Here is a 24,143-nt window from a genome sequence, read left to right on the forward strand (position 1 = left end):
GCACCGCGATGCCGCTGCCCCGCCTCGTCCCCGAGCCCACCCATCTCTCCGTCCTCCCCGGCCGGTTCACCTTCGACGCCACGACCGCCCTCAAGGTCTCCCCCGGCGCCGACGCCGCGGCCGACCTGCTGCGGACCCTGCTCGGGCCGGCCACCGGCCTGCCCCTGCCCGCCCGCTCCGACGGCTCCGTCGTCCTCGCCCTCGACCGCGCCCTCACCGGCCTCGGCGACGAGGGATACGGGCTGACGGTGGGCCCCGAGGGCATCCTGCTGCGGGCCGCACGCCCGCAGGGGCTCCTCGCCGGGATCCAGACCCTCCGCCAGCTGCTGCCCGTCGAGGCCCTGCATCCGGAACCGGTCCCCGGCGTGGTCTGGTCGGTCCCCTGCGCGCAGATCACCGACATCCCGCGCTTCCCCTGGCGCGGCTCCATGCTCGACGTCGCCCGCCGCTTCCGCCCCGTCTCCTACCTCAGGCGGTACGTCGACCTCCTGGCCCTCCACAAGCTCAACGTCCTGCACCTCCACCTCACCGACGACCAGGGCTGGCGGATGCCGGTGGCCGCCCTCCCCCGCCTCACCGAGGTCGGCGGCCACCCGCACGGCGGCGCGTACAGCCGAGCCGAACTCACCGGCCTGGTCGCCTACGCGGCGGAGCGCGGCGTCACCGTCGTGCCCGAGATCGAGATGCCCGGACACGTCCGGGCCGCCCTCGCCGCGTACCCCGGACTCGGCAACCACCCCGGCCGCACCTACGACGTCTGGAACCGGTGGGGGGTCTGCGACACCATCCTCGGCGTCCACGACGAGGCCCTCGCCTTCTGCCGCACGGTCCTGGACGAGGTGATGGACGTCTTCCCGTCCCCGTACGTCCACATCGGCGGCGAGGAGTGCCCCACCACCGAGTGGCACACCTCCCCCGCCGCGCTCCGCAGGGCCGCCGAGGAGGGACTGCCGGGTCCCGACGCCCTCCACGGCTGGTTCATGGAGCGGATCGGCCGCCACCTCCTCGACGCCGGCCGGCGGCCGCTCAGCTGGACCGAGAACGGCGCGGACCTCCCGTCGTACTTCACCGTCATGCCCTGGCGCGACGCCGACCACGGGCGCACCGCAGTCCGCCGCGGACACCAGGTCGTCATGGCACCCCACCGCACCACCTACCTCGACTACCCGCAGAGCGCCAGCCCCACCGAACCGCCCGGCCAGGCCGGTGAGGTGGTCGACCTGCGCGCCGTCCACGGCAACGACCCGGCACCGGCCGACTGGAGCCCCGAGGAGGCCGCCCGGGTGCTCGGCTCCCAGGTCCAGCTGTGGACCGAGTACGTGCCCACCGCCGCCCACGCCGAGTACCTCACCTTCCCCCGGCTCTGCGCCCTCGCCGAGGTCGTCTGGACCGGCCGCCACGACTGGCCCGGCTTCCAGGAGCGCCTGCGCCACCACCGGACCCGGCTCGACGCCCTCGGGGTGCCGCGCCGGCTGTCCCCCGCGGCCCTGTGACCGCCTCCGTACCCCTGCTCCACCCCACCCCAGGAGAGGAATCCCCCATGAACCACCCGTCGAGGAACAGGAAGACGCGGATCCGTGCCGCGCTCGCCGTCGCCGCCGTGACCGGGCTCGGCGCCACCGCGCTCACCGCCCTTCCGGCCGCCGCGGCCGGTGAGGCCGTCGCCGTCCAGTACCGGCAGAGCTCCACCGGCGGCGACCAGGTCGAACCGTGGCTGAAGGTGGTCAACACCGGCACGTCCAGCATCCCGCTGAGCCAGGTGAAGGTCCGCTACTACTTCAAGGCCGACGCCGGCGCGTCCTACACCTACGCCTGCTCGTGGGCGGTCAAGGGCTGCGCCAACCTCACCGGCACCTTCGGCACCCTCCCCAACCCCACCGCGACCGCCGACCGCTACCTGGAGGTCGGCTTCACCGCCGGCGCCGGCTCCCTCGCCCCCGGCGCGGACACCGGCGACATGCAGCTGCGCTTCCACCGCTCCAACTGGCAGCAGCTCAACCAGAACGACGACTACTCCTTCGGCCCGGCCCAGACGGCGTACGCCAACTGGTCCAAGGTCACCGCGACCGTCGGCGGCGTCCCCGTCTGGGGCACCGCGCCCGCGGGCAACGAGCCGACGCCGACCCCCACGCCGACCGGTCCGACCACCCCGCCGCCCACCGGGGCCGCCCTCTTCGACGACTTCGACTACACCGGTCACACCGACCCGGCGATCAACACCCACGGCTGGAGCGTCCGCTCCAACGCCGGCGGCCCGGGCGTGCCCGGCGCCACCTGGGCCCCCGAGAACGTCACCTTCGCCAAGGAGGGCACGAACTCGATCATGAACCTGCGGACCTCCACCGCGGGAACCGGCGAGTCGACCAGGCACACCGAGATCCTCACCCGCGCCACCAAGTTCAGGAACGGCACGTACGCGGCCCGGGTGCGCTTCTCCGACGCCCCGGTCTCCGGCCCGGACGGCGACCGCCTCGTCCAGACCTTCTTCACCATCAACGACCTCAAGGCCCCCATGGCCGACGACTACGCCGAGTACGACTTCGAGTACCTCCCCAACGGGGGCTGGGGCGAGCCGGCCAACATCCTCTACACCACCTCGTGGGAGACCTACCGGCCCGACCCCTGGGAGGCCGTCAACCAGCACTCCGAGTCGCGCACCAGCTACGCCGGCTGGCACGACCTCGTCCTCACCATCGACGACAACGCGATCGTCTACTACGTCGACGGCCAGGAGTTCGGCCGCCACGACGCCCGCTACCTGCCCGAGCGCCCGATGTCCATCAACTTCAACCAGTGGCTGATCGACCTCGCCGGCCAGACCTCCACCACCCCGCGGTCCTACGACCAGAAGGTCGACTACGTCCTGCACGTGAAGGACCAGGTCCTCACCCCCGCCCAGGTGGCCGCCAAGGTCGGCGCCTACCGCTCCGCGGGCACCGCCTTCGAGGACACCGTCCCCGCCGTGTCCTAAGGGGTCCGGAACGACCCGCGCGGCCCGTCCCCTCGACCGGGGGGACGGGCCGCGCGCCGTCGGACGTCCTATCCCCGGGCTCCGCGGCCGGTGAAGCGCGGCGCGAGCACCTGGCCGAGCGCCAGGACACTCAGGCCGAACATGAGGACGCCCAGGGGGACATGGAGGGCGGGCTGGTGCGCGATCCCCAACACCACCTGGACCGAGGCGAGTACGAGGAAGCCGGACGAGTAGAGGATGGGGCGGGGCGACCCGCCGCCCGGGCGCCAGGCGAGGACCGCGGCCAGTACGTACAGCATCGTCGCGCCGTACATGACGCGGGCGCCGACACCGTGCAGCAACTCCCCGTGGGACGAGGACAGGAGCAGCCCCGCGGTGGCCGCCTGGAAGAACAGGGTGACGGTCTGCAGCGCGATCGAGACCTGCAGGAACGTGCGGCTGCTCGGTGCCGACATCGTGTTGGTGGCCATGGTGCGGTCCCCTCTTCTGCCTGGTGGGCAGTGGCTCGGTACTGTCTCGATCATTCGACGAAGCAGGCCCGTGGAATGTGAGGTCGGCCCGTCGGCCTCGTGTCCCGGCGACGGGTCCACGCGGGGCTCGAATGCGGGACGGAACCGGAGAACGAGGGAGCGGTCGCGACCATGAACACCCCATCCGAGGCGGGGATCGACCCGTACGGTCGGCAGCTGAGCGTGATCGTCGGCGAGCGGCGCCGGCTCACCGACCTCGCCTACCGGCTGCTGGGTTCGCTGGCCGAGGCCGAGGACGCGGTGCAGGAGGCGTACACGCGCTGGTACGCCATGTCACGGCGGCAGCAGGAGGCCGTCGAGTCGCCGGGGGCCTGGCTGACGACGGTGACCGGCCGGATCTGCCTGGACATGCTCGGCTCGGCGCGGGCGCGGCGCGAACGGTACGTGGGCGCCTGGATACCCGAGCCCCTGCCGGACCGTACGGAGTGGTTCGGCGGGCGGGCGGTGAGCGGCGGGGCCGGGCCCGCGGACCCGGCCGACCGGGTCACCCTGGACGAGTCGGTGAACATGGCCTTCCTCGTGGTGCTGGAGTCGATGACGCCGGCCGAGCGGGTGGCGTTCGTCCTGCACGACGTGTTCCGCTACCCCTTCGCCGAGATCGCCGAGATCGTCGGGCGGACGGCGGCGGCCTGCCGGCAGCTGGCCGCCTCGGCCCGTCGGCGGGTCCGCGACGAGCGGGTGCCGGCCGCTCCGTCGGCGGGGCAGGCCGGTCTGGTGCGGAGCTTCAAGGAGGCATGGGAGGAGCGGGACATCAAGGCGCTCGTGGGTCTCCTCGACCCCGAGGCGACGATGACCGCGGACGGCGGGGGCTTCGTCGGGACGGTGCTGCGTCCCGTCGAGGGCGGCGAACGCATCGCCCAGTACCTGATCCACATCGCCGACAAGGCACCGGGGCTCGTGCTGCTGGAGCGGTCGGTCAACGGCCTTCCGGGGCTGGTGGCGCAGCACTCGGGCAGGACGGTGACCGTCGCGGCGTTCGATCTCGCCGAGGGCCGGATCAGCCGCATCTGGGCGGTCCGCAATCCGGAGAAGCTGCGCCCGTGGAACGAGGACGGCGGGGACGGGGCCGAGCGGCCCGACGGGGCGTCGTAGGACGGTGGCGGCGACGCCCCCGCCGGGACGGGCGCCCGGCGGGGGCTAGCGTCGGGGCACGGCCACGACCTGGACGTCGTCCTCGTAGACGATCCGGCCGGGGTCTGCGGACCGGACCATCAGACACTCGACGCCGTGGGCGGCGAGGATGGCGAGGTAGCCGGGCACCCGGTCGATCAGATGGGTGGCCGAGGGCTTGAACCAGGCCATGGCACCGGGGTTGACGGCGTCGTCGTAGACGGTGGGGTCGACCGTGGACGGATCGGTGTAGGCGTCGTCGTACCAGCGGTTGTGGGCGCGCCGGAAGGACTCCTGCTGCTCGGTGAGGCGTCCCTGCCGGGCGAGGGTGTTCACGAGTCCGAAGATGCCGGTGAAGTGGCCCCGGCCGTTGCGGTGCGGCGACTGGAACCGTACGTACTCCACGACCGTGCCGTGCTCGTCGCTCATCCTCGTGGGTCCTCTCGGTGTGCGGGCGGGTGCTGGTTACGCTGCCCCTCATGGAGAAAGCCATGACCGGCGGCACTGACCATCGTGCGCCACGCGTCCTCGACGCCGCGGACCTCTTCGCCGACCCGGTGCTCGGGCCGGGGTTCGCGCGGGAGGCCCACCGGATCCTGGCGGACCTGGTCCGCGGGGGTGCCGCGCTCGGCTGGGTCGATCCGCCCGCGGCCGGTGAGGTGGCGGCGCTCGTCGACGGCGTCGCCGCCGCCGTGCGGGCCGGGGACGGGGCCTTGCGCGCCGCGTACACGGACGGGCGGCTGGTCGGCTTCGGCTACTGGCTCCGCTACGCCAGGCCGACGCACCGCCCGCACGCCGACCTGGAGAAGCTCGCGGTGGACGCCGCCGCCCAGGGCCACGGGGTCGGCCGGGCCCTCACCGCCGCCCTGATCGCCGACGCGGAGCGGGCGGGGATCGAGGTCCTCACCCTGGACGCGCGGGGCGACAACACGGGCGCGCTCGGTCTCTACCGGTCACTGGGGTTCTCGGAGTACGGCCGGCTGCCCGACTTCGTGGCCGTCGGCCCGCGCCGCTACGACAAGGTCCTCTGCCTCCTGGACCTCCGCGGTCCCCGTCCTCATGCGTCCGGCGCGTCGAGGACCGCGAGCTGAGCGGTGACGCGCTCCGCGGACCAGGTGTCCAGCCAGGCGGCGAAGTCCCCCTCGTAGGCGCGCGGGACGGATTCCACGCGCATGATCAGGGCGAGGTAGATCCGGTAGAGCGCCAGGCGGACCCGGGCGGCGCCGTCGAGGGCCGGGACGGGAGTCACCGAGCGGTAGCCGGCCATGAGGTCGGGGTCGTGCTCGGCCGCGCCGAGCGGGTCGAGGCCGACGAGTTCGGCGAGGGGGTCGCCGAAGAAGGCGCGCTCGCCGTCGATGAGGCCGACGCGGTGCCGGGTGTCGTCCTCGGCGCGGGTGAGGACGACGTTCCCCTCCCAGGCGTCGAAGTGGACGAGCGCGGGGCGTCGCACCAGGGCGAGTTGGCGGGCGAACCGCTCGGGGAGGCCGGCCAGGAGCGCCACCGGGGCGGGCAGCGGGACGGCGAAGCGGGTCGCGTCGGCGAGGACGGCGTGGAGCATGGCGGTGAACGCGGACGGCCAGTCCGGGCCGTTGAGGCCCAGCGCGGGTCGGGGGTACCCGAACGCCGGTCCGGTGACCGTGGCGACCCGGGCAAGGCTCTTCCCCAAATCGCGGCGCAGGGCGGCGTGGTCGGCGGGAGCGAGTTTCTCGCGTGACGCGTCCCAGGTGTGTCCGTCGAGGTAGGAGAGCAGCAGCCATGCGGCGGGGTTTCCCGGGCCGGCGGGTTCGTGGTGGAGGACGGTGGGGACGCGGGCCCCGGCGTCGGCGGCCAGGCGGTGGAAGAGCGCCTCGGTGCCGAGCAGGCCCTGTTCGTGGGTGAGGGCGGGGGCGGTCGCCGGTGGCGCCGTCTTGAGGATCAGCCGCCTTCCGTCGGCGAGTTCCAGCAGGCGGGCGGAGTTGTACAGGCCCCCGCTGAGGGCCGTGTCCAGCACGACGGTGACGGGGCCGAGGGCGCGGCGGACACACGCGGCCGCGACGTCGGACGTGGGAGCGGGGCCCGGCGTGGGCGCGGCGGTGTCGGTGTCGGCGTCGGCGTCGGCCATGGAGCGCTCCTGGGGGGGGAAGGGGTCGGGTGGGGCCGGACGCGTCCACCGGAGCGGCGCCCGCGTCGGCCCCGGTCGCCTACGCCCGCCACGTGCGACGCGGTGGCTTGCTTTTGAGTCGACCCGTCGCCAATTTACGTCAGCCGGGCGATGTCTTCCCCTCGCCGGCCCCTCCGCCGGCGCCGGGCTCAGCCGACGGGCGGCTGCGCGGTCGAGCCGCGGACGACGAGTTCGGGCTCGAAGAGCAGCTCGCCCGGGTGGGTCTGGGTGCCCTGGATCTGGGCGCAGAGCAGTTCGACGACGGCCCGGCCCATGGCCTCGATGGGCTGGCGGACGGTCGACAGCGGCGGTTCGGTGCAGTTCATGAAGGCCGAGTCGTCGAAGCCGACGACCGAGACGTCCCGGGGGACCGACAGGCCCCGCCGGCGCGCGGCCCGGATGGCCCCCAGGGCGAGGGGGTCGCTGGCGCAGACGATCCCGGTGACCCCCCGGTCGAGGAGCCGGCCGGTGGCGGCCTGGCCCCCTTCGAGGGAGAAGATCGACCGCTCGACGAACTCGTCGGACAGTTCCCTTCCGGCCGCGGCGGCGACCGCACGGGCCGCTTCGAGCTTGCGGCGGGAGGGGACGTGGTCGGCCGGCCCGAGGACCAGACCGATCCGCTCGTGACCGAGGGAGGCGAGGTGGCGCCACGCCTGCTCGACGGCGACGGCGTCGTCGCAGGAGACGCAGGGGAAGTTCAGCCCCTCGATCGCCGCGTTGATGAGGACGACCGGGATGTTCCGCTCGGCCAGCTGGTGGTAGTGGTCGTGCGGTGCGGCGGCCTGGGCGAAGAGCCCTCCGGCGAAGACGACCCCGGAGACCTGCTGCTGGAGCAGGAGGTCCACGTAGTCGGCCTCGGAGACACCTCCCTTGGTCTGGGTGCACAACACGGGCGTCAGCCCCTGCTGGGCGAGGGCACCACCGATGACCTCGGCGAACGCGGGGAAGATGGGGTTCTGCAGCTCCGGCAGGACGAGGCCGACGAGCCGGGCGCGCTCGCCCCGCAGCTGGGTGGGCCGCTCGTACCCGAGGACGTCGAGGGCGGTGAGCACGGACTGCCGTGTCGCTTCGGACACCCCGGGCTTGCCATTGAGGACACGGCTGACCGTCGCCTCGCTGACCCCCACCTTCTTCGCCACCTGAGCAAGTCGTCGCGTCATGGCCGCAAGGCTAGCGCAAGGGCCGCAAGCCGGTTGCGGGCCTGCGGGCCCCGTTCCCGGGCCGCCTCTCGGGCGGTCCGGGGCCGCCCTCGGCGGTGTGCGAGGGCGGCTCTCCGGTGACCGGACGGCTCGGCCGCTCAGCCGGCCGTCGCCTCCCGGTGGGCGCGGACGATGTCGGCGTACCGGCGTCCGCTCGACTTCACGGTGCGCCGCTGCGTCGCGTAGTCGACGTGCACGAGGCCGAAGCGCTTGTCGTAGCCGTAGGCCCACTCGAAGTTGTCGAGCAGGGACCAGGCGTAGTAGCCGGCGAGCGGTGCGCCCTTGCGCAGGGCGGAGGCGCAGGCCGCGAGGTGCTGCTCCAGGTAGCGGGTGCGGTCCGGGTCGTGGACCTGGCCGTCGGGGCCGACGGTGTCGGGGAAGGCGGAGCCGTTCTCGGTCACGTACAGCTTCCGGACGCCGTAGTCCTCGGTGAGCCGCAGGAGGAGGGCCTCCAGGCCGCCCGCGTCGATCTGCCAGTCCATGCCGGTGCGCGGCACGTCGGGCAGGCGGACCTCGGTGGCGTACGGGACCGGGCCGGCGGGGTCGTCGGCGACGGTGGCGGGGAAGTAGTAGTTGAGGCCGTGCCAGTCGAGCGGTGCGGCGATGGTCTCCAGGTCCCCCGGCCGCTCCGGGAGTTCGACCCCGTACAGCTCGCGCATGTCGGTGGGGAAGCCGCGGCCGTAGACCGGGTCCAGCCACCAGCGGTTGGTGTGGCCGTCCATGCGGGTCGCGGCGGCGATGTCCTCGGGCCGGGTGGAGGCGGGCACGATGGTGGAGTGGTTGGTGACCAGGCCGATCTGCGCGCCGGGGGCGGCCGCGCGGACGGCCTGCGTGGCCAGGCCGTGCGCGAGCAGGAGGTGGTACGAGGCGCGGACCGCGGCGGTCAGGTCGGTGAGGCCCGGGGCCATGCGGCCCTCCAGGTGCCCGATCCAGCCGGAGCAGAGGGGTTCGTTGAGGGTGGCCCACTGGGTGACGCGGTCGCCGAGACGCTCGGCGACGACGGTGGCGTAGGACGCGAGGTGTTCGGCGGTCTCGCGGACGGTCCAGCCGCCGCGGTCCTGGAGGGCCTGCGGGAGGTCCCAGTGGTAGAGGGTGACGGAGGGCGCGATGCCGGCGTCGAGGAGACCGTCGACGAGCCGGTCGTAGAAGTCGAGTCCGGTCGCGTTGACCGGGCCGTCCCCGCCCGGGACGATGCGGGGCCAGGCGACGGACAGCCGGTAGGCGTCGGTCCCGAGCTCCTTCATGAGGGCGATGTCCTCGGGCCAGCGGTGGTAGTGGTCGCAGGCGATGTCGCCGTGGTCGCCGTTGTCGATGGCTCCGGGGACGCGGGAGAAGGTGTCCCAGATGGAGGGGCCGCGGCCGTCCTCGGCGACGGCGCCCTCGATCTGGTACGCGGAGGTGGCCGTGCCCCAGGTGAAGGAGGACGGGAAGGCGGCGAGGTCGAGCGGTTCAGACACGGGAGTCCTTTCGGTGGCGGTGGCGCCGGTGGAGCGCGTCACTTGACCGCGCCGGCGGTCAGGCCGGTGACGAGGTAGCGCTGGAGGAGGAGGAAGCCGGCGACGACGGGGACGCTCACCACGAGGGAGGCGGCCATCACCTGGTTCCAGTAGACGTCGTTCTGGGTGGCGTAGCCCTGGAGTCCGACGGCGAGGGTGCGGGTGGTGTCGTTGGTCATGACGGAGGCGAAGAGGACCTCGCCCCACGCGGTCATGAAGGCGTAGACGGCGACGGCGACGATGCCGGGGATCGCGGCGGGGACGATGACCCGGAAGAGGGCTCCGAGGGGGCCGCAGCCGTCGACCTTGGCGGCTTCGTCGAGGTCGCGCGGGACCGCGTCGAAGTAGCCGATGAGCATCCACACGGAGAACGGCAGCGAGAAGGTCAGATACGTGAGGATCAGACCGCCGCGCGAGCCGAAGAGGGCGATGCCGGTGGCGTTGCCGATGTTGACGTAGATGAGGAACAGCGGCAGCAGGAAGAGGATGCCGGGGAACATCTGCGTGGAGAGCACGGTGACCGTGAAGACGCGCTTGCCGCGGAAGTTGTACCGGCTGACCGCGTAGGCGGCGAAGACCGCGATGGTGACGGAGCAGACCGTCGCGGCCCCCGCGACGACCAGGGAGTTCACGAAGTAGTCCGCGAGGGGGACGGTCTCCCAGATGTCGAAGTACGGCCGGAGGGTGAGCCCGGAGGGGATCCACTGGAACTTCCCGGACACGTCCTCCAGCGGCTTGAGGGAGCTGGAGACCATCACGTACACCGGCAGCAGGACGAAGCCGGTGAGGAGGGTGAGGAAGATCCGGCGGCTCCAGAGGAAGGAGCGGGGGGCCGCCATGGGCGAGCGGGGCCGGCCGCGGCGGGCCGTCGGGGTACGCGGGGGCGCGGTGCGGTTACCGGACATCGGTGGCCTTCCTTCCCCTGGTGGTGAGGAGCAGGTAGGCGCCCGTGACGACCAGGAGGAAGAGCAGGAGGAGCACCGACATCGCGGAGCCGGTGCCGAAGTTCCAGGTCTGGAACGAGGACTGGTAGATGTGCAGGGAGATCAGGTCGGCGGACTCGGGGGCCGCTTTGCCGAAGAGGACGAACGGGGTGTTGAAGTCGTTGAACGTCCACAGGAAGAGGACGAGGACCAGCACCTGGTTGACCGGTCGCAGCGACGGGAGCGTGATGCGGCGGATCTGCTGCCAGACGCCCGCGCCGTCGAGGGCCGCGGCCTCGTAGATCTCCTTGGGGATGTTCTGGAGCCCCGCCATCATGATGAGGAAGGCGAAGGGCCAGCCCTTCCAGACGGAGACGACGAGCAGGGTGTAGAAGGCGTTGTCCCCGATGAGCCAGAAGGCGGGGCTGTCGCCGATGCCGAGCTGGTCGTGGAGGACGTGGTTCACGAGGCCGTTGTCCCGCTGGAACATGAACGCCCAGGTGATGACCGCCGCGTAGACCGGCAGGGCGTACGGGACGAGGAAGAGCGCCCGCAGGAAGCCCCGGCCCCGGAACGTCTCCTGCATGAAGATCGCCGCCGCGGTGCCGAGCAGCCAGCACAGGCCGACCGAGCAGAGCGTGAAGAGGCAGGTGGTGAGGAACGAGGAGAGCAGGGCCTCGCCGACGGGGGCGTCGAAGTCGACGGAGACGGTGTAGTTGTCCAGACCGGCCCAGGGCGCGCTGGTCCAGTCGCGGATGAAGAACTGGGTGAGTTCCCGGAAGCTCATCACGATGCCGATGAACATCGGGATGAGGTGGACCAGGAGCTCCAGGAGCAGGGCCGGAAGGAGCAGCATGTACGGGAGGCCGAGGGCCCGGAGCCGCCCGGGGCGGCGCCTGCGCGGCGCCGTCCCGGGGGTGTTCCGCTGTTCGCTCCGTCCGCCGGTCTTCTCGATGGCGGTGGTGGTCATGGTGGTGTCCGGACTCACTTCTTGGGCATCTGCTGCTGGGCCTTTTCGAGCTTGGCCCGGACGGACTCGGTGGTGACGGCCCGGCCGGCGGCGGCGTCGGCGAAGAGCTCCTTGACCGCGGTGCCGACGACGGTCTCGAACTGCGACTCCTCGGGGACCTGCGGGAGCGCGGCGGCGCTGGTGGCGAGCGTGTCGCGCAGGACGGAGAGGGCGGGGCCGTTGAAGGCCGGGTCCTGCTGGGCGGTCTTCACCGGCGGGATGGAGCCGTAGGCCGTGTTGAGGATCTTCTGCTCCTCGTCGCCGGTCATGAAGTTCACGAACTTGAGGGCGCCGTCGAGGTTCTTGGTGTTCTTGAAGACGGCCATGTTGATGCCGGCGACCATGGAGTTGGTGGCCTTGCCCTGACCCGGGGCGCCGGACGGGACGGGCGCGGGGGCGACGCCCCACTCGTCGTCGGCCATGCCCTGGGCCTTGAACGTGGCGGAGGCGGTCTGCCAGAGGACCATGGCGGTCTTGTTCTTGGCGAAGTCGCTGAGGGACTGGTTCTGGGCGTACTCGGCGTTGCCGGGGGCGACGATCTTGGCGGTGGCCATGAGGTCGACGTACTGCTTGACGGCGGCGACGGCCCCGTCGGAGGTGAAGTCGGCCTTGCCGTCGGGGGTGAAGAAGTCGGCGCCGTGCTGCTTGCCGAGGACGAAGACCTGGTGGATGTTGTTGGAGAGGTTGGAGCCCTCGACGCCGATGCCGGAGCCGCCGGCCTTGGTGATCTTCTGGCCGGTGGCGATCAGCTCGTCCCAGGTGGCCGGGGGCTTCTCGACGCCCGCGTCCTTGAACATCTTCTTGTTGTAGTAGAGCGCGTACGCCATGGAGTACAGCGGCACGGCCGCCGGGTCCTGGCCCTGGACGCCGGTGGAGCCGAGGGCGGAGTCGACGAAGCGGTCCTTGCCGCCGATCTGCTCGAAGTTCTTGGCGTCCCAGGGCAGCAGGGCGCCGCTCGCCTGGAGGGAGGTGCTCCAGGTGTTGCCGATGTTGAGGATGTCCGGGCCCTGCCCGGAGGTGGTGGCGGTGAGGATGCGGTTGAGGAGGTCGGACCAGGGGACGACCTCCAGCTTCACCTTGATGCCGGTCTTCTTCTCGAACTTGTCGAGCTCGGGCTGGAGGACCTTCTTGTCGACCTCCAGGCTCGCGCCCTGGTTGGAGGCCCAGTAGGTGAGCGTCTTGGGCTGGGAGTTGGAGCCGGCACCGTCCGTGGAGCCGCCTCCGCAGGCAGCCGCCGAGAGGACGAGGGAGAGGGTGACGGCACCGACGGCGGCGGCTCTGATTCTGCGCATGATCCCAGGGGCCTTTCTTGGGGTCGTGGAAGTCGGGGAGGAGGGAGCGCGACGTCCCGCGTTCAACCTCCGAAGCCCTCTCCCGACTTAATTTAGGATGTGAGTTAAACCTCAAGCGAAGGTGGCGTCAAGAGGTCTGCCAGGGGTATGTTTCGAATCCGAACCAAGGGAATGGGGTGCTCGGTGAGCGTACGCAGCGGCCGGACCGTGCGTGACCTGCGGCGGGAGAACCGCTCCGCGGTACTGCAACGGTTGTATTTCGACGGGCCGATGAGCCGCTTCTCGCTGGGCCCCGCGACCGGTCTGAGCTCGGGCTCGGTCAGCAACGTGGTCGCCGAACTCGTCGCCGACGGCCTCGTCGAGGAGGCGGGCAGCGTCGACTCGGCCGGCGGCCGCCCCCGCACCCTCCTCCGCGTCCGCCAGACGAGCGCCTACATGATCGGGGTGGACGTCGGCGAGACCCGGGTGAGGGTCGAGCTCTTCGACATGGCACTCACCGAACTCGCCCGCCTGGAGCGGCCGTTGGACCCCGAGGGCCCGTGCCGTGTCGACCGTTACGAGGTCGGCGTCGTCGTCGGTCACGTCCGCGACGGCGTCGAGGAGGTCGTCCGGCAGGCCGGGATCGACCCCGAGCGCCTGCTCGGCGTCGGCGTCGGCGTTCCCGGCATCGTGGTGCGCGGGCCCGACGGGACCGCCGTCGTGCACGGCCAGACCATCGGCTGGGACGGCGTCCCGCTGGAACGACTGCTGCGCGCCGCCGTCCCCCTGCCCGAATCGGTGCCGTACGTCATCGACAACGGCGCCAAGACGCTCGGCCAGGCGGAGATGTGGTTCGGCGCGGGCCGGGGCGTGCGCAACGCCGTGGTCGTCCTGTTCGGCTCGGGCGTCGGAGCCTCGGTCGTCTCGGACGACCTGCGGCCCGGCCGGGCCGTGGAGTGGGGGCACCTGACCGTGCGGGTCCGAGGTCGACGGTGCCGCTGCGGCGCCCGCGGCTGCCTGGAGGCGTACGCCGGCGCGGAGGCGCTCCTCGAACGCTGGCGCGAGGCCGGCGGCCTCCCCCCGACGGGCGCCGACGAGGAGACCGCCCTCACCGCCATGCTCGCCGCCGCCTACCCCGCCGACCCCGACACCGCACCCGACGCCACGGCCCTCGCCGTCCTGGAGGAGACCGCCGAATACCTCGGCGCCGGCTTCGCCGACCTCGTCAACCTCTTCCAGCCCGAACGCATCCTCGTCGGCGGCTGGGCCGGCCTCCAGCTCGGCACCCGCTTCCTCGACACCGTCAAGGGCTACGCCACCGAGTACGCCCTCACCTTCCCCGCCTCCCGCGTGCGCATCGCCCTCGGCACCCTCGGGCCCGACGCCGTCACCGTCGGCGCGGCCATCCTGCCGCTCGCGGACTTCTTCGCCCGCGGAGGCCGCCTCGCTCCGCCGAACGCCGAGGAGGCGGCGCCCGCCTGGCAGGAGACGCTCCGCGAACGCGCCGCGCACTGACGACGGACCTCCGGCCTTCGCGGCCGGCCGCGGACGGGGCTCCCCCGCGGCCCTCGTCGTCTACCGGTCGAGGCCGGGCAGGGCGTCGGGGGCGGGACAGATCCTGGTGCCCTGATGGTCGAAGACGTACAGCTGGGCGAGGTCGACGAGGAGCGGGACCTGCGCGCCGACCCGGACCCGGACATGGGGGCCGGTACGCAGGACGAGGTCGCTGCGGCCCACCGCACGGCGCTCGTGGGCGGCGTAGGGGTCGCCGGACGTGACCGGCGCGGCGGAGACCGCCGCCCTCGGACCGTCCGCGGCCGCCCGGCCCACTCCGAGGGCCGCCACCCGCGCCCGGATCCGGCCGATCCCGCGTCTGCGCCGTCCGCCCGGGCGGCGGCCGGTCGGCCGGGTCCGCGCCGCTTCGAGCTCGGCGACGACGGCGGGCCGCGAGCCGGTGTCGAGGTGCACGAGCACCTCGTGGCCCTGGTACTCGACGTGCTCCACGATCCCGACCAGCGACGCCTCTCCCGGCCTGGCCTGGCTCGGCGGGGCGATCCGTACCGCCTCGGAGCGCAGTCCGACGATGATCGGCCGACCCTGCTGGATCCGGAGCAACTGGTGGTCGACGCTCAACGGCAGGGGGAGCAGGAGCCGTTGGCGACCGAGCTCCAGGGACATCGGACCGTCCAGCGGTGCGTGGACGACCGCGTCGAGCAGGTTGATGCGGGGGGTTCCGACGAACGCGGCGACGAAGACGTTGACCGGGCGCGCGTACAGCTCCTGGGGCGGGCTGACCTGCTGCAGGACACCGTCGCGCATGACCGCCACCCGGTCGCCGAGCGACATGGCCTCGGACTGATCATGCGTCACATAGACCGTGGTGACGCCCAGTTCGGCGGTGAGGCGGGCTATCTCGGCCCGCAGGTGGCCCCGGAGCTTCGCGTCGAGGCTGGACAGGGGCTCGTCGAGGAGGAAGACCGAGGGGCGGCGGGAGATCGCCCGGCCCATCGCGACCCGCTGGCGCTCGCCGCCGGACAGCTGTCCGGGCAGCCGGTCGAGCAGGTCCTCGATGGCGAGCATCCGGGCCGTCGACTCGACCTGCAGATCGTGGTCCGCCGACGGGTCCCGCAGCTTCAGGGGAAAGCCGATGTTCTCCCGCGAGGTCATGGACGGGTAGAGCGCGAAGTTCTGGAACACCATGGCGATGTCGCGTTCACGCGGCGGCACGTCGTTCGCGTGCTCGCCGTCGAGGAAGAGGTCGCCGTCGGTGATGTCCTCCAGGCCGGCGATCATCCGCAGGACCGTGGACTTGCCGCATCCGGAAGGGCCGAGCAGCACCAGGAACTCGCCCGGTTCGACGGCGAGGGAGACCCTCCGCACCACAGGGGAACCGCCGTAATTCTTGCTCACATCTCGCAGCACGATGGCGCGACTCATGGAAATCCGCCCGGAGTAGAAGGACCGCAGGGGGGGTGTGTGGCCGAAAGTAGCTCATCGTGAAGCGCTGCGGAACAGTTTCGTACGTCTTTCGGAAATCCGAATTCGACGGCGGGCGAATGCCGAAGGCACGGCCCCTCCCCGGTCGTCGCGCGACCGGGTCAGGCCGATTCCCGCACGACGAGTTCGGGGGCGAACACCCGGTACGCCGGGATCGCGGGCGCTCCCTGGAGCCGGCCCATGAGCAGCTCCGCCATCGCGGCGGCCATCCGTTCGACGGGCTGGCGCACCGTGGTCAGCGGCGGGCGGCAGGTCATGGCGACGCTGGAGTCGTCGAAACCCACCACCGCCACGTCCCCGGGCACGCCGAGGCCGCGCTCGCGCAGCACCTCGCACGCCCCCTGGGCCATCAGGTCGTTCGCGGCGAAGACGCCGTCCACCCGCGGGTGCTCGTCGAGGATCCGGCGCATCGCCGCCGCCCCGCTGTCGACCGTGAAGCCGCCCTCCACCACCGGCGGTGCGGCCCGTCCGGCGCGCTCCAGGGCGTCGCGGAACCCGGCGAGACGGGCCTCTCCGGCCGGCAGGTCCCGGGGGGCGCGGATCGTCGCCGGGCGACGGCACCCCCTGGCCAGCAGGTGCTCGGCGGCGAGCCGGCCGCCCTCGTGGTGGTCCACGTCGACGTAGCCGAGCGCCGTCCCCTCCGGGGGCCGCGCGAACAGCACGAGGGGGACCCCGGCGGCGGAGAGCATCAGCGGCAGGGGGTCGTCGGGCTGGATGGACACGACGAGGGCGCCGTCCGCGTTGCCCCGGCGCAGGTGGTCGACCACCTGGCTCCGGGCCGCCTCGGACTCGGCGAACATCAGCACGGGATGCGCCCCGCGCCCCCGCAGATACGTGACGGCCCCGCTGACGACCCGCCCGAAGAAGGGGTCGGCGAACACCTTCGCGGCGAACTCGTCCCCCGCGCCGCAGATGACGAGCGCCACCGTCTCGGCGCGCGGGTCGGGGTTCGGGACCCGTCCGGTGACCAGCGTCCTGGCGGCGCTGTTCGGGGTGTATCCGGTGCGCTCGATGGCCTGCCGCACCACGTCCTGGATCGCCGGGTCGACGTTGCGCACCCCGTTGACGACACGCGAGACCGTCGCCCTGGAGACACCCGCCTCCCGCGCCACGTCCTCCAGCGTCGGTCCCCTCCTGATCACTCCCGTACTCTAACGTGCCGCTTTCCCTCCCCCGGAGGGCGGTCCACGGGAAGCAGGGCGCGCCGGTCCGGACCCGGGCCCGTTATTCACCGGAGGGCTTTCCTCCTTCCCTCCGGTGAATTCCTTTCGCTCGGGAAGGCGTAATTCTTCGGACCGACGCGGCCCGGGATCGGGATATTCCCTCGGGTCGCCCGGAATGCGGATCCCCTTGTCCGTTCCTCACGCGTTCCCCTCCCCCGGTTCGGTCCCCACGGCGACGGCCGCCTCGTGTTCCACCGCGCCCGCCGAGCGGCCCACCAGCAGCCGGTAGGTCCCCGGCTCGACCCTCCAGCCGCCGTCCTGCGGCGACCAGTGGCGCAGCGCCCTCGGCGCCACGAGGACCTCGGCGACCGCCTCCTCGCCCGGCTCGGCGTGGACCGCGGCATGTCCGGCGTACCAGCGGACGGGGCGCTCCACCGCGGAGTCGGGCCGTGCGAGGTAGACCTGGACCACCTCTCGTCCGGCGCGCGTTCCGGTGTTGCGCACCGCCACCCGCACGGTGAAGGCGGCGTCGGCCCCGACATGGTCGGGCGCGTCCACCCCCTCGTACCGCCAGGTCGTGTAGCCGAGGCCGTGACCGAACCAGAAGGCCGGCTCCGTCCCCGCGCGGAGCCAGGCCCGGTGGCCGATGTGCAGGCCCTCCTCGTAGTCGAGGCGGCCGTCCACGGGTCGGGTGCGGGTGACGGGCGCGTCGGCGAGGGCCGCGGCCCAGGTCGTGGGCAGCCGTCCGCCCGGTTCGCTGCGGCCGAAGAGCACGTCGGCGAGGCCGGCCCCGGCCTCCTGCCCGGGGAACCAGGCGAGCAGGACCGCCGCCGCCTCGTCGCGCCAGGGCAGTTCGACGGGTCCGCCGCTGTTGACGACGGCGACGGTACGGGGGTTGGCGGCGGCGACGGCGCGGACCAGGTCGTTCTGCGCGTCGCCGAGGGACAGGTGCGTGCGGTCGTGGCCCTCCGTCTCGTCGTGCTCGGTGGTGCCGACGACGACGATCACCGCGTCGGCCTCGCGGGCCGCCGCCACGGCCTCGGCGAGCGCCTTGTCCCGGTCGGGCCGCGGGGGCGCGGCGGCGACGATCGTCGCCCGGCCGGAGCCGGGCACCAGCTCGCGCCGGGCGACGAGGTGGGCGTGGCGGCCGCGTTCGACGTGGGCGCGCGCGGTGTGGACGGGCGGCGTGACGTGCACGATCGCCGGATCGTCGGTCTCGCAGGGGTGGTCGCCGTCCAGGATCACCTCTCCGTCGACCTCGATCGTCAGCCGGCCGAAGCCGCCGACGCCGAACGTCCACGAGCCGGTCGTCTCCGGGCGCAGCAGGGCCCGGACCTCCACGGTGCGGGTGCCGGGTGCGAGGTCCGGTTCGAGCAGGCGTCCCGACAGGCGTCGTTCGGCGCTGAGTTCGTTCCCCTCGGCGTCGAGGCAGCGGAGCAGGACTCCCGGTTCGCCGGAACGCGGGTCGGTGCACCGGCCGGTGTCGAGCGGCTCCGGCGGGCCGTCCGGTGACGGACCGGCGGTGTAGGTGACGCGTCCTCGGCCGCGCAGGCACGCGCGGACGCCGGCGAGCGGGGTGACGACCGCGGACGGGAAGACGCCGGCGCTGCCGCCGCCCTGGACGCGGGGCGAGGCGGCGTGCGCGCCGATCACGGCGAGCGTGCCCAGGTGGGTGGGGTCGAGAGGCAGGACGCCGTCGTTGCGGAGCAGGACCGATCCGGCCGCGACGGCTCGGCGCAGCAGGCGGCGCGCGCCCTCGCCTGGGAGCGGGGGCCGGTGACGGGGGGCGTCGCCGAGGGCGCCGACCCGGGCGGCGAGCCGGAGCAGCCGCCGGACCTTCTCGTCGACGGCGCTCTCCGGGACACGTCCGTCGCGTACCGCCTGGGCCAGGTCCGCCGCCCAGGGGCTCGCCGGGCCGGGCATCGCGAGGTCGAGCGCCGCGCGCGCCGGTTCGTCGGTGGTGCGTACGGCGGCCCAGTCGGAGACGGCGAGGCCGTCGAAGCCCCACTCCCCCTTCAGGGGTTCGGCCAGGAGCGGGTGTGCGGTCATCGTCGTGCCGTCGACGCCGTTGTAGCCGGCCATGACCGCCCACACTCCGGCCTCGACGGCGGCTTCGAAGGGGGCCAGGTACACCTCGCGGAGCGCCCGTTCGGAGAGCCGGACGTCGACGCGGAGGCGGTCGGTCTCGGAGTCGTTGGCGACGAAGTGCTTGGCGGTGGCGGCCACTCCGTGTTCCTGGAGTCCGCGGATCAGTGCCGCGCCGGTGCGTGCGGTGAGTTCGGGGTCCTCGGAGAAGCACTCGAAGTGGCGGCCTCCGAGGGGCGTGCGGTGCAGGTTGAGGGTCGGCGCCAGGACGACGTCGACGCCCTTGCGGAGCGCCTCGGCGGCGAGGAGGCCGCCGAGCTGCCGCAGCAGCCGGTCGTCCCAGGTCGCGCCGAGTGCCGAGGCCGACGGGAGCAGGCAGGAAGTGCGGCGTTCGTCCCAGGTCTCTCCGCGTATCCCGGCGGGTCCGTCGGAGCAGACGATCTCGCGCAGCCCGATCGTCGCGTCGGCGGCAGTGCGCCAGGTCGTGGCGCCGGTCAGGAGCCGGACCTTGCGCTCCAGGTCGAGCTTGTCGACCAGTTTGTCGAGCATGTCGTCGGGCACGGTGCCCCGTTCGTCGCTCATCTCTCCCTTGTCGGTTCTCTCGTCGGCCGCCCGGGGGGCACCGGACGCCCCGGGGTGAGCGGGGGGTCCGGTGCCGTCACGGGGTGCGGGTCGGTCAGGGCAGGCGGTACTCCGCGTTCAGGGCCGCGCCGCGCTCGGGGTGGGTCTGGTCGTAGCCCCGGGCGTCGCACTGGAGGCCGCCCACGATGCAGTGGTCGACCATGGCCTTGAGGGTGCGCTCCTCCCACGCGTTGAAGAAGTCGTAGTGGAAGGAGTAGCCGCGGCCGCTGGCCAGGCGCACCTGGCTCATGTCGCCGTTGACCGGGAAGGCCATCTTGAACTCGATCATCGGCAGGGCGACCGGGTGGGAGGCCGGACACATGTTGTCGTTGGTGCCGGGCTTCACGACCGGGTACGCCATGTGGCTCTGGTGGTCGGGCGTGTCCAGGTACAGGCCGTTCCAGCAACTGGGCGCCTGCATCCGCAGGTTGAGCTGGACGTCGGGCCGGTTCGGGCAGCTCGCGGGGAAGTCGACGTTGAAGAAGCTGTCACCGCACTCCCAGCCCTCGACGAACCCCTTGTGCTCACGGAACTGCTGGGCGGTCTGCATGGGGTTGCCGACGACGAACCGGAGGCCCTTCGGGAAGGGCCGCACGCTCGTGTAGTCGGTGACGCCGGTCTTGTAGTAGATGACCTGGGGGCCGACGGGAAGTACCTTCCGGTCGCCGTCGAACAGGGTCGGCATCCAGTAGGCGGAGGCGTCGGCGGGTGCCTTGCAGGCGGTGGCCCCGCCGTAAAGGGTGCCGGTGACGCTGTTGGCGTTCGTGGACCGGTTGCCCATGAACGTGTGGTCGTGCGAGCGGCCCGGCTGGCCGGGGTAGACGATGGGGTCGTCGGGTGCGGTGTGGGTGACGCCGCAGTTGGCCTGGAACTCGTGGAAGTACCGGGGCGCCGGGGTCGCGGTCGACGGCGTCACGCCGGTGACCTGCGGGACGGCGGGGATGTAGCCGTCGCCGTCCGGGTCGTCGCCCGACGCCTGGAGCGACGCGGCCATCAGGTGTCCGGCGTGCGCGGCGGCCGGCGGAGGGGTGTCGGCCGTGGGGTCGGAGGCGGAGGCGAAGGTGCCGACGCCGAGGAGGGTGGCGACGAGCGCGGTGCCGAGGAGCAGTGCGGGGAGCCTCTTGGGACTCGCTCTCATGGGGATCTCCTGCCCGTGGGGGGGTCGGTGGTGCGTTTCGGGGTCGGTGGAGCGTTCCGGGTCGGTGGCGCGTGACTCGGGGTCGGTGGTGCGCTTCCGGGTCCGTGGTGCGTGACTCGGGGTCGGTGGTGCGCTTCGGTGACGGGTGGTGCGCTCCGGTGGGGGGAGGTCAGCTGTAGACGCCGAACTCGTGGAGCGAGTAGCCCCACCCGGTGCCTCGGGCCGTCAGCTGGAGCCGTACGTGCCGGCCGGTGGTGGCGAGGGCGATCGTGTCGACGTCGCCGTCACCGGTGGTCGTGGTGTGGACCGTGCGCCAGGTGGTCCCGTCGTCGGAGACCTGGACCTCGTAGGACCTGGCGTACGCGGGGTCCCAGACCAGCTGCACGGTGCGGATGCTCTTGGCGGTCCCGAGGTCGACCTGGATCCACTGGGGGTCGCTCCAGTCGCTGGCCCAGCGGGTGTCGGCGCGGCCGTCGGTGGCACGGGCCGGCGGGCACGGGCAGTCGCCGTAGCCGGTCTGGTAGGAGGACGCGGTGGTGGGGCGGTCGAGGGCGAGGTTCGTGCCGGCGACCGGCGGGGCGACGACGCGGACGGACTTGGTCTCGATGCCGGCGTTGCCGTGGCCGTCCTCCGCCTGGACGTACACCTTCCAGACGCCGAGCTTCTCGGGGGCGGTGACCGCGAAGGAGCCGTCGCCGTTGGCACGCCACCGCGCCTCGACGAGCCGCTTGTCGCCGTTGGCGTAGTTGCCGCTCAGGAAGATCCTGGGGGTGATCGGGTCGCCGTCGGGGTCGCGGATGTCGGCGCGCACGGTGAACTCCCGTCCGGCCGGCGCGGCGGTGGCCGGGGAGACGGTCATGCCGCTGATCACCGGCGGTGTGTTGTCGCCGGCGACGGAGCCGGCGTACGCCTTCTTCACGGCGTAGTACGAGAGCCGCTTGAGGCCGTCGGGCACCAGGTTGAACCAGACTCCGCCGAAGTCGTGTTCGGTGCCGTAGTGGAACATCGTGGCGCCGAGGGCGACGCCGCGGTGCCCGGTGACGCAGTTCCAGACGGCGGTGTAGCCGGCGGCCTTCTGCTGGTCGGTCGGCTCGTCGGGCACGCCGTTGACGTCGTTCGGGACCTCCCATTCGCCGGCCGGGCCCGTCTCGGTGATGAGGTAGGGCTTGGTGTAGCCGCCGTCGATCCAGTCCTGGCGCACCTTGCAGAGGTTGTCGTACGAGTTCATCGAGTAGAGGTCGAGGTCCGGGGCGTTGCGCTTGTAGTAGGGCCAGGCGCCGGTCCAGGCGTCGGTCGAGGTCACCGGGTGATCGGGGTCGATCGTGTGGATCCTCCTGGCGACGTCGTTGACGAAGCCGGTGTAGGCGTTGCGCTGGTTCTCGAGCGCGGTCCCGCTGTAGCAGTTCTGGAGTCCGAGGACGGACTCGTTGCCGACGTTCCACATGAGGGTCGCGGGGTGGCTCTTGTACGCCTCCACCCACTTGGCGAACTCGTCGAGCATCGTGGACTTGTACGCGGTGTCGGTGACGTAGTCGACGCAGCCGCCGGAACCGGGGCCGCCGCCGGGCTGGAGCCAGAAGCCGTTGACGACCTTGAGGCCCTGGGCCGCAGCGGTGTCGAGGAGCGGCTTGGTGGAGCCGTCGGTGCCCCAGGTGCGGATGGTGTTGACGCCCATGGACTTGACGTCGGGCAGGTACTTGGGGGCGTCCGCGACGGAGGGGCCCCATGTCAGCCCCTTGACGGTGTAGGGCTGGCCGCCCACCGTCAGCTGCCAGGCGCCCTGGGTCCCGGTGACGCGGACGGCGCCGGTGGGCGGCGGGGTGGTGCCGCCGGGCTCCCCGTACACCTGGAACTCCCAGAGCGAGTAGCCGTATCCGGTCGCGCGGGTGACGCCGTGCATCCGCACGTAGCGGGCGGTACCGGAGACGGCGAGGGTCTCGGTGCCGCCGGCGCCGTTGGCCGTGGTGTACGCGGTGGTCCAGGTGGTGCCGTCGGTGGACACCTCGATCCGGTACGCCTTGGCGTACGCGGACTCCCAGCGGAGCACGACCTGGCTGAGCGCGGCGGGGGCGCCGAGGTCCACCTGGAGCCACTGGTCGTCGGAGGCCACGCTCGACCAGCGCGTTCCGGTGTTCCCGTCGACGGCGTCGGCGGCGGGGGTGCCGTAGTGCTCCTGGCTGGAGGCGGTGACCGTCTTGCCCTGGGAGAGCAGTGCGGGTGCGGCCTGGGCCTGTGAGGCCGGCAGGAAGGCCAGCACCATCGAGGCCACCACGGTGGCCGTGGCCACGGGTATGCCGACTGAGGGCATGGGGGAATCTCCTTGTGGCGGGGCAGAGTTCGGGAGAGCGCTCTCCCGCACCTTGCCCGCGCTCTCCGAGTGCCGTCAATAACCGCACACGACTTTTCTTTTGGCTTGACTTAAGAGCTTGAGTTCATGGCCCGGAAACCTGGGAGCCGACGACCGCGCTCGCCACTCCGCAACTGAAGGACTCATTCACGTCGTACGGCTATCAGCATGACGCAATTTCTGTACTAGCCTGAGGACTCATGCCCCCGCCCTCCTCACGGCTCCGACCGCTGCGTGCGAGCACGCTCACCCGTTCCCGGCCGACGGGCCCCCGCCTCATAGGGCTCGTCACCCCGGATCTGCAGAACGCCATCTTTCCCGCGATCACCGAGGCCGTCGGCTCCGAGCTGACCCGGCGCGGCTTCACACCCGTCCTGTGCAGCCAGTCACGGGGCGGCGGCTCCGAACCCGCCTTCGTCGAGTTCCTGCTGCGCCGGCGCTTCGCCGGGATCGTCTTCACCGGCGGGCACTACGCCTTCACGGACGCCCCGCACGCCCACTATGGCCAACTGGCCCGCCTGAGCGTGCCGGTGACGCTCTTCAACGCGGGCGTGGCGCATCTCCCGTTCCCCCGCGTGGTCTGCGACGACGCGGCGGCGACCGACCTGGGCTGGCGGCACCTGGCCTCCCTGGGCCACGAGCGCATCGGCCTCGTCCTCGGCCCGTACAGTCATCTGCCGTCGGAGCGGAAGGCGGCCCGGGCCCGCGAACTCGGCGTGGACCCCGCCCTCGTCGTCCGGACCTCCTTCTCCCTGGAGGCCGGCCAGGCCGTGGCAGGCGACCTCTTCTCGGCCGGGGCCACGGGCCTGCTCTGCGCGAGCGACCCGCTGGCGTTGGGCGTCATCAGGGCCGCGCGACGGCGCGGGCTCGACGTGCCCGGCGACGTGTCGGTCGTGGGCTACGACGACTCCGCCCTCATGCGGTGCACCAGCCCTCCGCTCACGACCGTGCGGCAGCCGGTCGAGGCGATGGCCGCGGTCGCGGTGGACCTGCTCTGCGCCCAGATGGACGCCCCGTCGGCGTCGGCGCACGAGACGCCGCTCGAACCGGAGCTCATCGTGCGGGAATCGACCGGAAGACCCCGACCCCACGGGGCGGCGGCGCCCCGCTGACGGCGCGCACCACCGCGCGCCGCGGAAGCGC

At 72.5% G+C, this 24,143-nt stretch carries 19 protein-coding genes; 6 read left to right on the forward strand and 13 right to left on the reverse strand.

Going from position 1 to position 24,143, the window contains the following annotated elements; genetic code table 11:
- Positions 1-8: 8 nt before the first annotated feature.
- Positions 9-1,493, forward strand: coding sequence for a beta-N-acetylhexosaminidase (locus tag AB0424_RS02190; protein ID WP_366301479.1), 1,485 nt, complete (start codon positions 9-11; stop codon positions 1,491-1,493).
- Positions 1,494-1,540: 47 nt separating this feature from the next.
- A complete protein-coding gene (locus AB0424_RS02195) occupies positions 1,541-2,971 on the forward strand; it encodes a cellulose binding domain-containing protein (protein WP_366301480.1) in 1,431 nt (476 codons plus the stop codon).
- Positions 2,972-3,039: 68 nt separating this feature from the next.
- Here the strand turns inward: AB0424_RS02195 and AB0424_RS02200 are convergent, their stop codons facing one another.
- The gene (locus AB0424_RS02200; RefSeq protein ID WP_366301481.1) at positions 3,040-3,441 is read right to left on the reverse strand and encodes a hypothetical protein; all 402 of its coding nucleotides are present in this window, start codon (positions 3,439-3,441) and stop codon (positions 3,040-3,042) included.
- 171 nt (positions 3,442-3,612) lie between these two features.
- Between AB0424_RS02200 and sigJ the strand changes: the two genes are divergently transcribed.
- Complete coding sequence (gene sigJ, locus AB0424_RS02205) at positions 3,613-4,593, forward strand: RNA polymerase sigma factor SigJ (RefSeq protein WP_366301483.1); 981 nt, start codon at positions 3,613-3,615, stop codon at positions 4,591-4,593.
- A gap of 45 nt (positions 4,594-4,638) precedes the next feature.
- Here sigJ and AB0424_RS02210 read toward each other — a convergent pair whose 3' ends face one another.
- Positions 4,639-5,040, reverse strand: coding sequence for a hypothetical protein (locus AB0424_RS02210; protein ID WP_366301484.1), 402 nt, complete (start codon positions 5,038-5,040; stop codon positions 4,639-4,641).
- A gap of 62 nt (positions 5,041-5,102) precedes the next feature.
- On the opposite strand from AB0424_RS02210, the gene AB0424_RS02215 reads away from it, so the two are divergent.
- Complete coding sequence (locus AB0424_RS02215) at positions 5,103-5,702, forward strand: N-acetyltransferase (RefSeq protein ID WP_366301485.1); 600 nt, start codon at positions 5,103-5,105, stop codon at positions 5,700-5,702.
- On the opposite strand, the gene AB0424_RS02220 is transcribed toward AB0424_RS02215, so the two are convergent.
- The 6 genes from AB0424_RS02220 to AB0424_RS02245 form a co-directional block, all read right to left on the reverse strand.
- Positions 5,669-6,712, reverse strand: a complete 1,044-nt coding sequence (locus AB0424_RS02220) for an aminoglycoside phosphotransferase family protein (RefSeq protein WP_366301487.1) — start codon at positions 6,710-6,712, stop codon at positions 5,669-5,671. The two genes, AB0424_RS02215 and AB0424_RS02220, sit on opposite strands and share 34 nt — an antisense overlap.
- 188 nt (positions 6,713-6,900) lie before the next feature.
- Positions 6,901-7,911 carry a LacI family DNA-binding transcriptional regulator gene (locus AB0424_RS02225; protein WP_366301489.1) on the reverse strand — a complete coding sequence of 337 codons (1,011 nt, stop codon included), beginning with the start codon at positions 7,909-7,911 and terminating at the stop codon, positions 6,901-6,903.
- Between the two features lie 137 nt (positions 7,912-8,048).
- Positions 8,049-9,407 carry a GH1 family beta-glucosidase gene (locus tag AB0424_RS02230; RefSeq protein ID WP_366301490.1) on the reverse strand — a complete coding sequence of 453 codons (1,359 nt, stop codon included), beginning with the start codon at positions 9,405-9,407 and terminating at the stop codon, positions 8,049-8,051.
- Positions 9,408-9,445: 38 nt separating this feature from the next.
- Positions 9,446-10,285 carry a carbohydrate ABC transporter permease gene (locus AB0424_RS02235; protein WP_366301858.1) on the reverse strand — a complete coding sequence of 280 codons (840 nt, stop codon included), beginning with the start codon at positions 10,283-10,285 and terminating at the stop codon, positions 9,446-9,448.
- A gap of 55 nt (positions 10,286-10,340) precedes the next feature.
- Complete coding sequence (locus AB0424_RS02240) at positions 10,341-11,339, reverse strand: sugar ABC transporter permease (protein ID WP_366301492.1); 999 nt, start codon at positions 11,337-11,339, stop codon at positions 10,341-10,343.
- Between the two features lie 14 nt (positions 11,340-11,353).
- Positions 11,354-12,670 (reverse strand): sugar ABC transporter substrate-binding protein, encoded by a 1,317-nt coding sequence (locus AB0424_RS02245; protein ID WP_366301494.1) that lies wholly within the window; start codon positions 12,668-12,670, stop codon positions 11,354-11,356.
- Positions 12,671-12,853: 183 nt separating this feature from the next.
- On the opposite strand from AB0424_RS02245, the gene AB0424_RS02250 reads away from it, so the two are divergent.
- Positions 12,854-14,164, forward strand: a complete 1,311-nt coding sequence (locus tag AB0424_RS02250; protein ID WP_366301496.1) for an ROK family protein — start codon at positions 12,854-12,856, stop codon at positions 14,162-14,164.
- 60 nt (positions 14,165-14,224) lie between these two features.
- Here the strand turns inward: AB0424_RS02250 and AB0424_RS02255 are convergent, their stop codons facing one another.
- From AB0424_RS02255 to AB0424_RS02275, 5 genes are all read right to left on the reverse strand, one after another.
- Positions 14,225-15,586 (reverse strand): ABC transporter ATP-binding protein, encoded by a 1,362-nt coding sequence (locus tag AB0424_RS02255; RefSeq protein WP_366301497.1) that lies wholly within the window; start codon positions 15,584-15,586, stop codon positions 14,225-14,227.
- A gap of 161 nt (positions 15,587-15,747) precedes the next feature.
- A complete protein-coding gene (locus AB0424_RS02260) occupies positions 15,748-16,788 on the reverse strand; it encodes a LacI family DNA-binding transcriptional regulator (protein ID WP_366301498.1) in 1,041 nt (346 codons plus the stop codon).
- 219 nt (positions 16,789-17,007) lie between these two features.
- Positions 17,008-19,476: a glycoside hydrolase family 3 C-terminal domain-containing protein gene (locus AB0424_RS02265; RefSeq protein ID WP_366301499.1), complete on the reverse strand. Its 2,469-nt coding sequence runs from the start codon at positions 19,474-19,476 to the stop codon at positions 17,008-17,010.
- Positions 19,477-19,570: 94 nt separating this feature from the next.
- Positions 19,571-20,653: a DUF1996 domain-containing protein gene (locus AB0424_RS02270; RefSeq protein WP_366301501.1), complete on the reverse strand. Its 1,083-nt coding sequence runs from the start codon at positions 20,651-20,653 to the stop codon at positions 19,571-19,573.
- A gap of 169 nt (positions 20,654-20,822) precedes the next feature.
- Positions 20,823-22,913, reverse strand: coding sequence for a discoidin domain-containing protein (locus tag AB0424_RS02275; protein WP_366301860.1), 2,091 nt, complete (start codon positions 22,911-22,913; stop codon positions 20,823-20,825).
- 287 nt (positions 22,914-23,200) lie between these two features.
- On the opposite strand from AB0424_RS02275, the gene AB0424_RS02280 reads away from it, so the two are divergent.
- The gene (locus tag AB0424_RS02280) at positions 23,201-24,112 is read left to right on the forward strand and encodes a substrate-binding domain-containing protein (RefSeq protein ID WP_366301503.1); all 912 of its coding nucleotides are present in this window, start codon (positions 23,201-23,203) and stop codon (positions 24,110-24,112) included.
- Positions 24,113-24,143: the final 31 nt, after the last annotated feature.

The sequence above is a fragment of the Streptomyces sp. NPDC051180 genome (assembly GCF_040689545.1).
Taxonomy (GTDB): Bacteria; Actinomycetota; Actinomycetes; order Streptomycetales; family Streptomycetaceae; genus Streptomyces.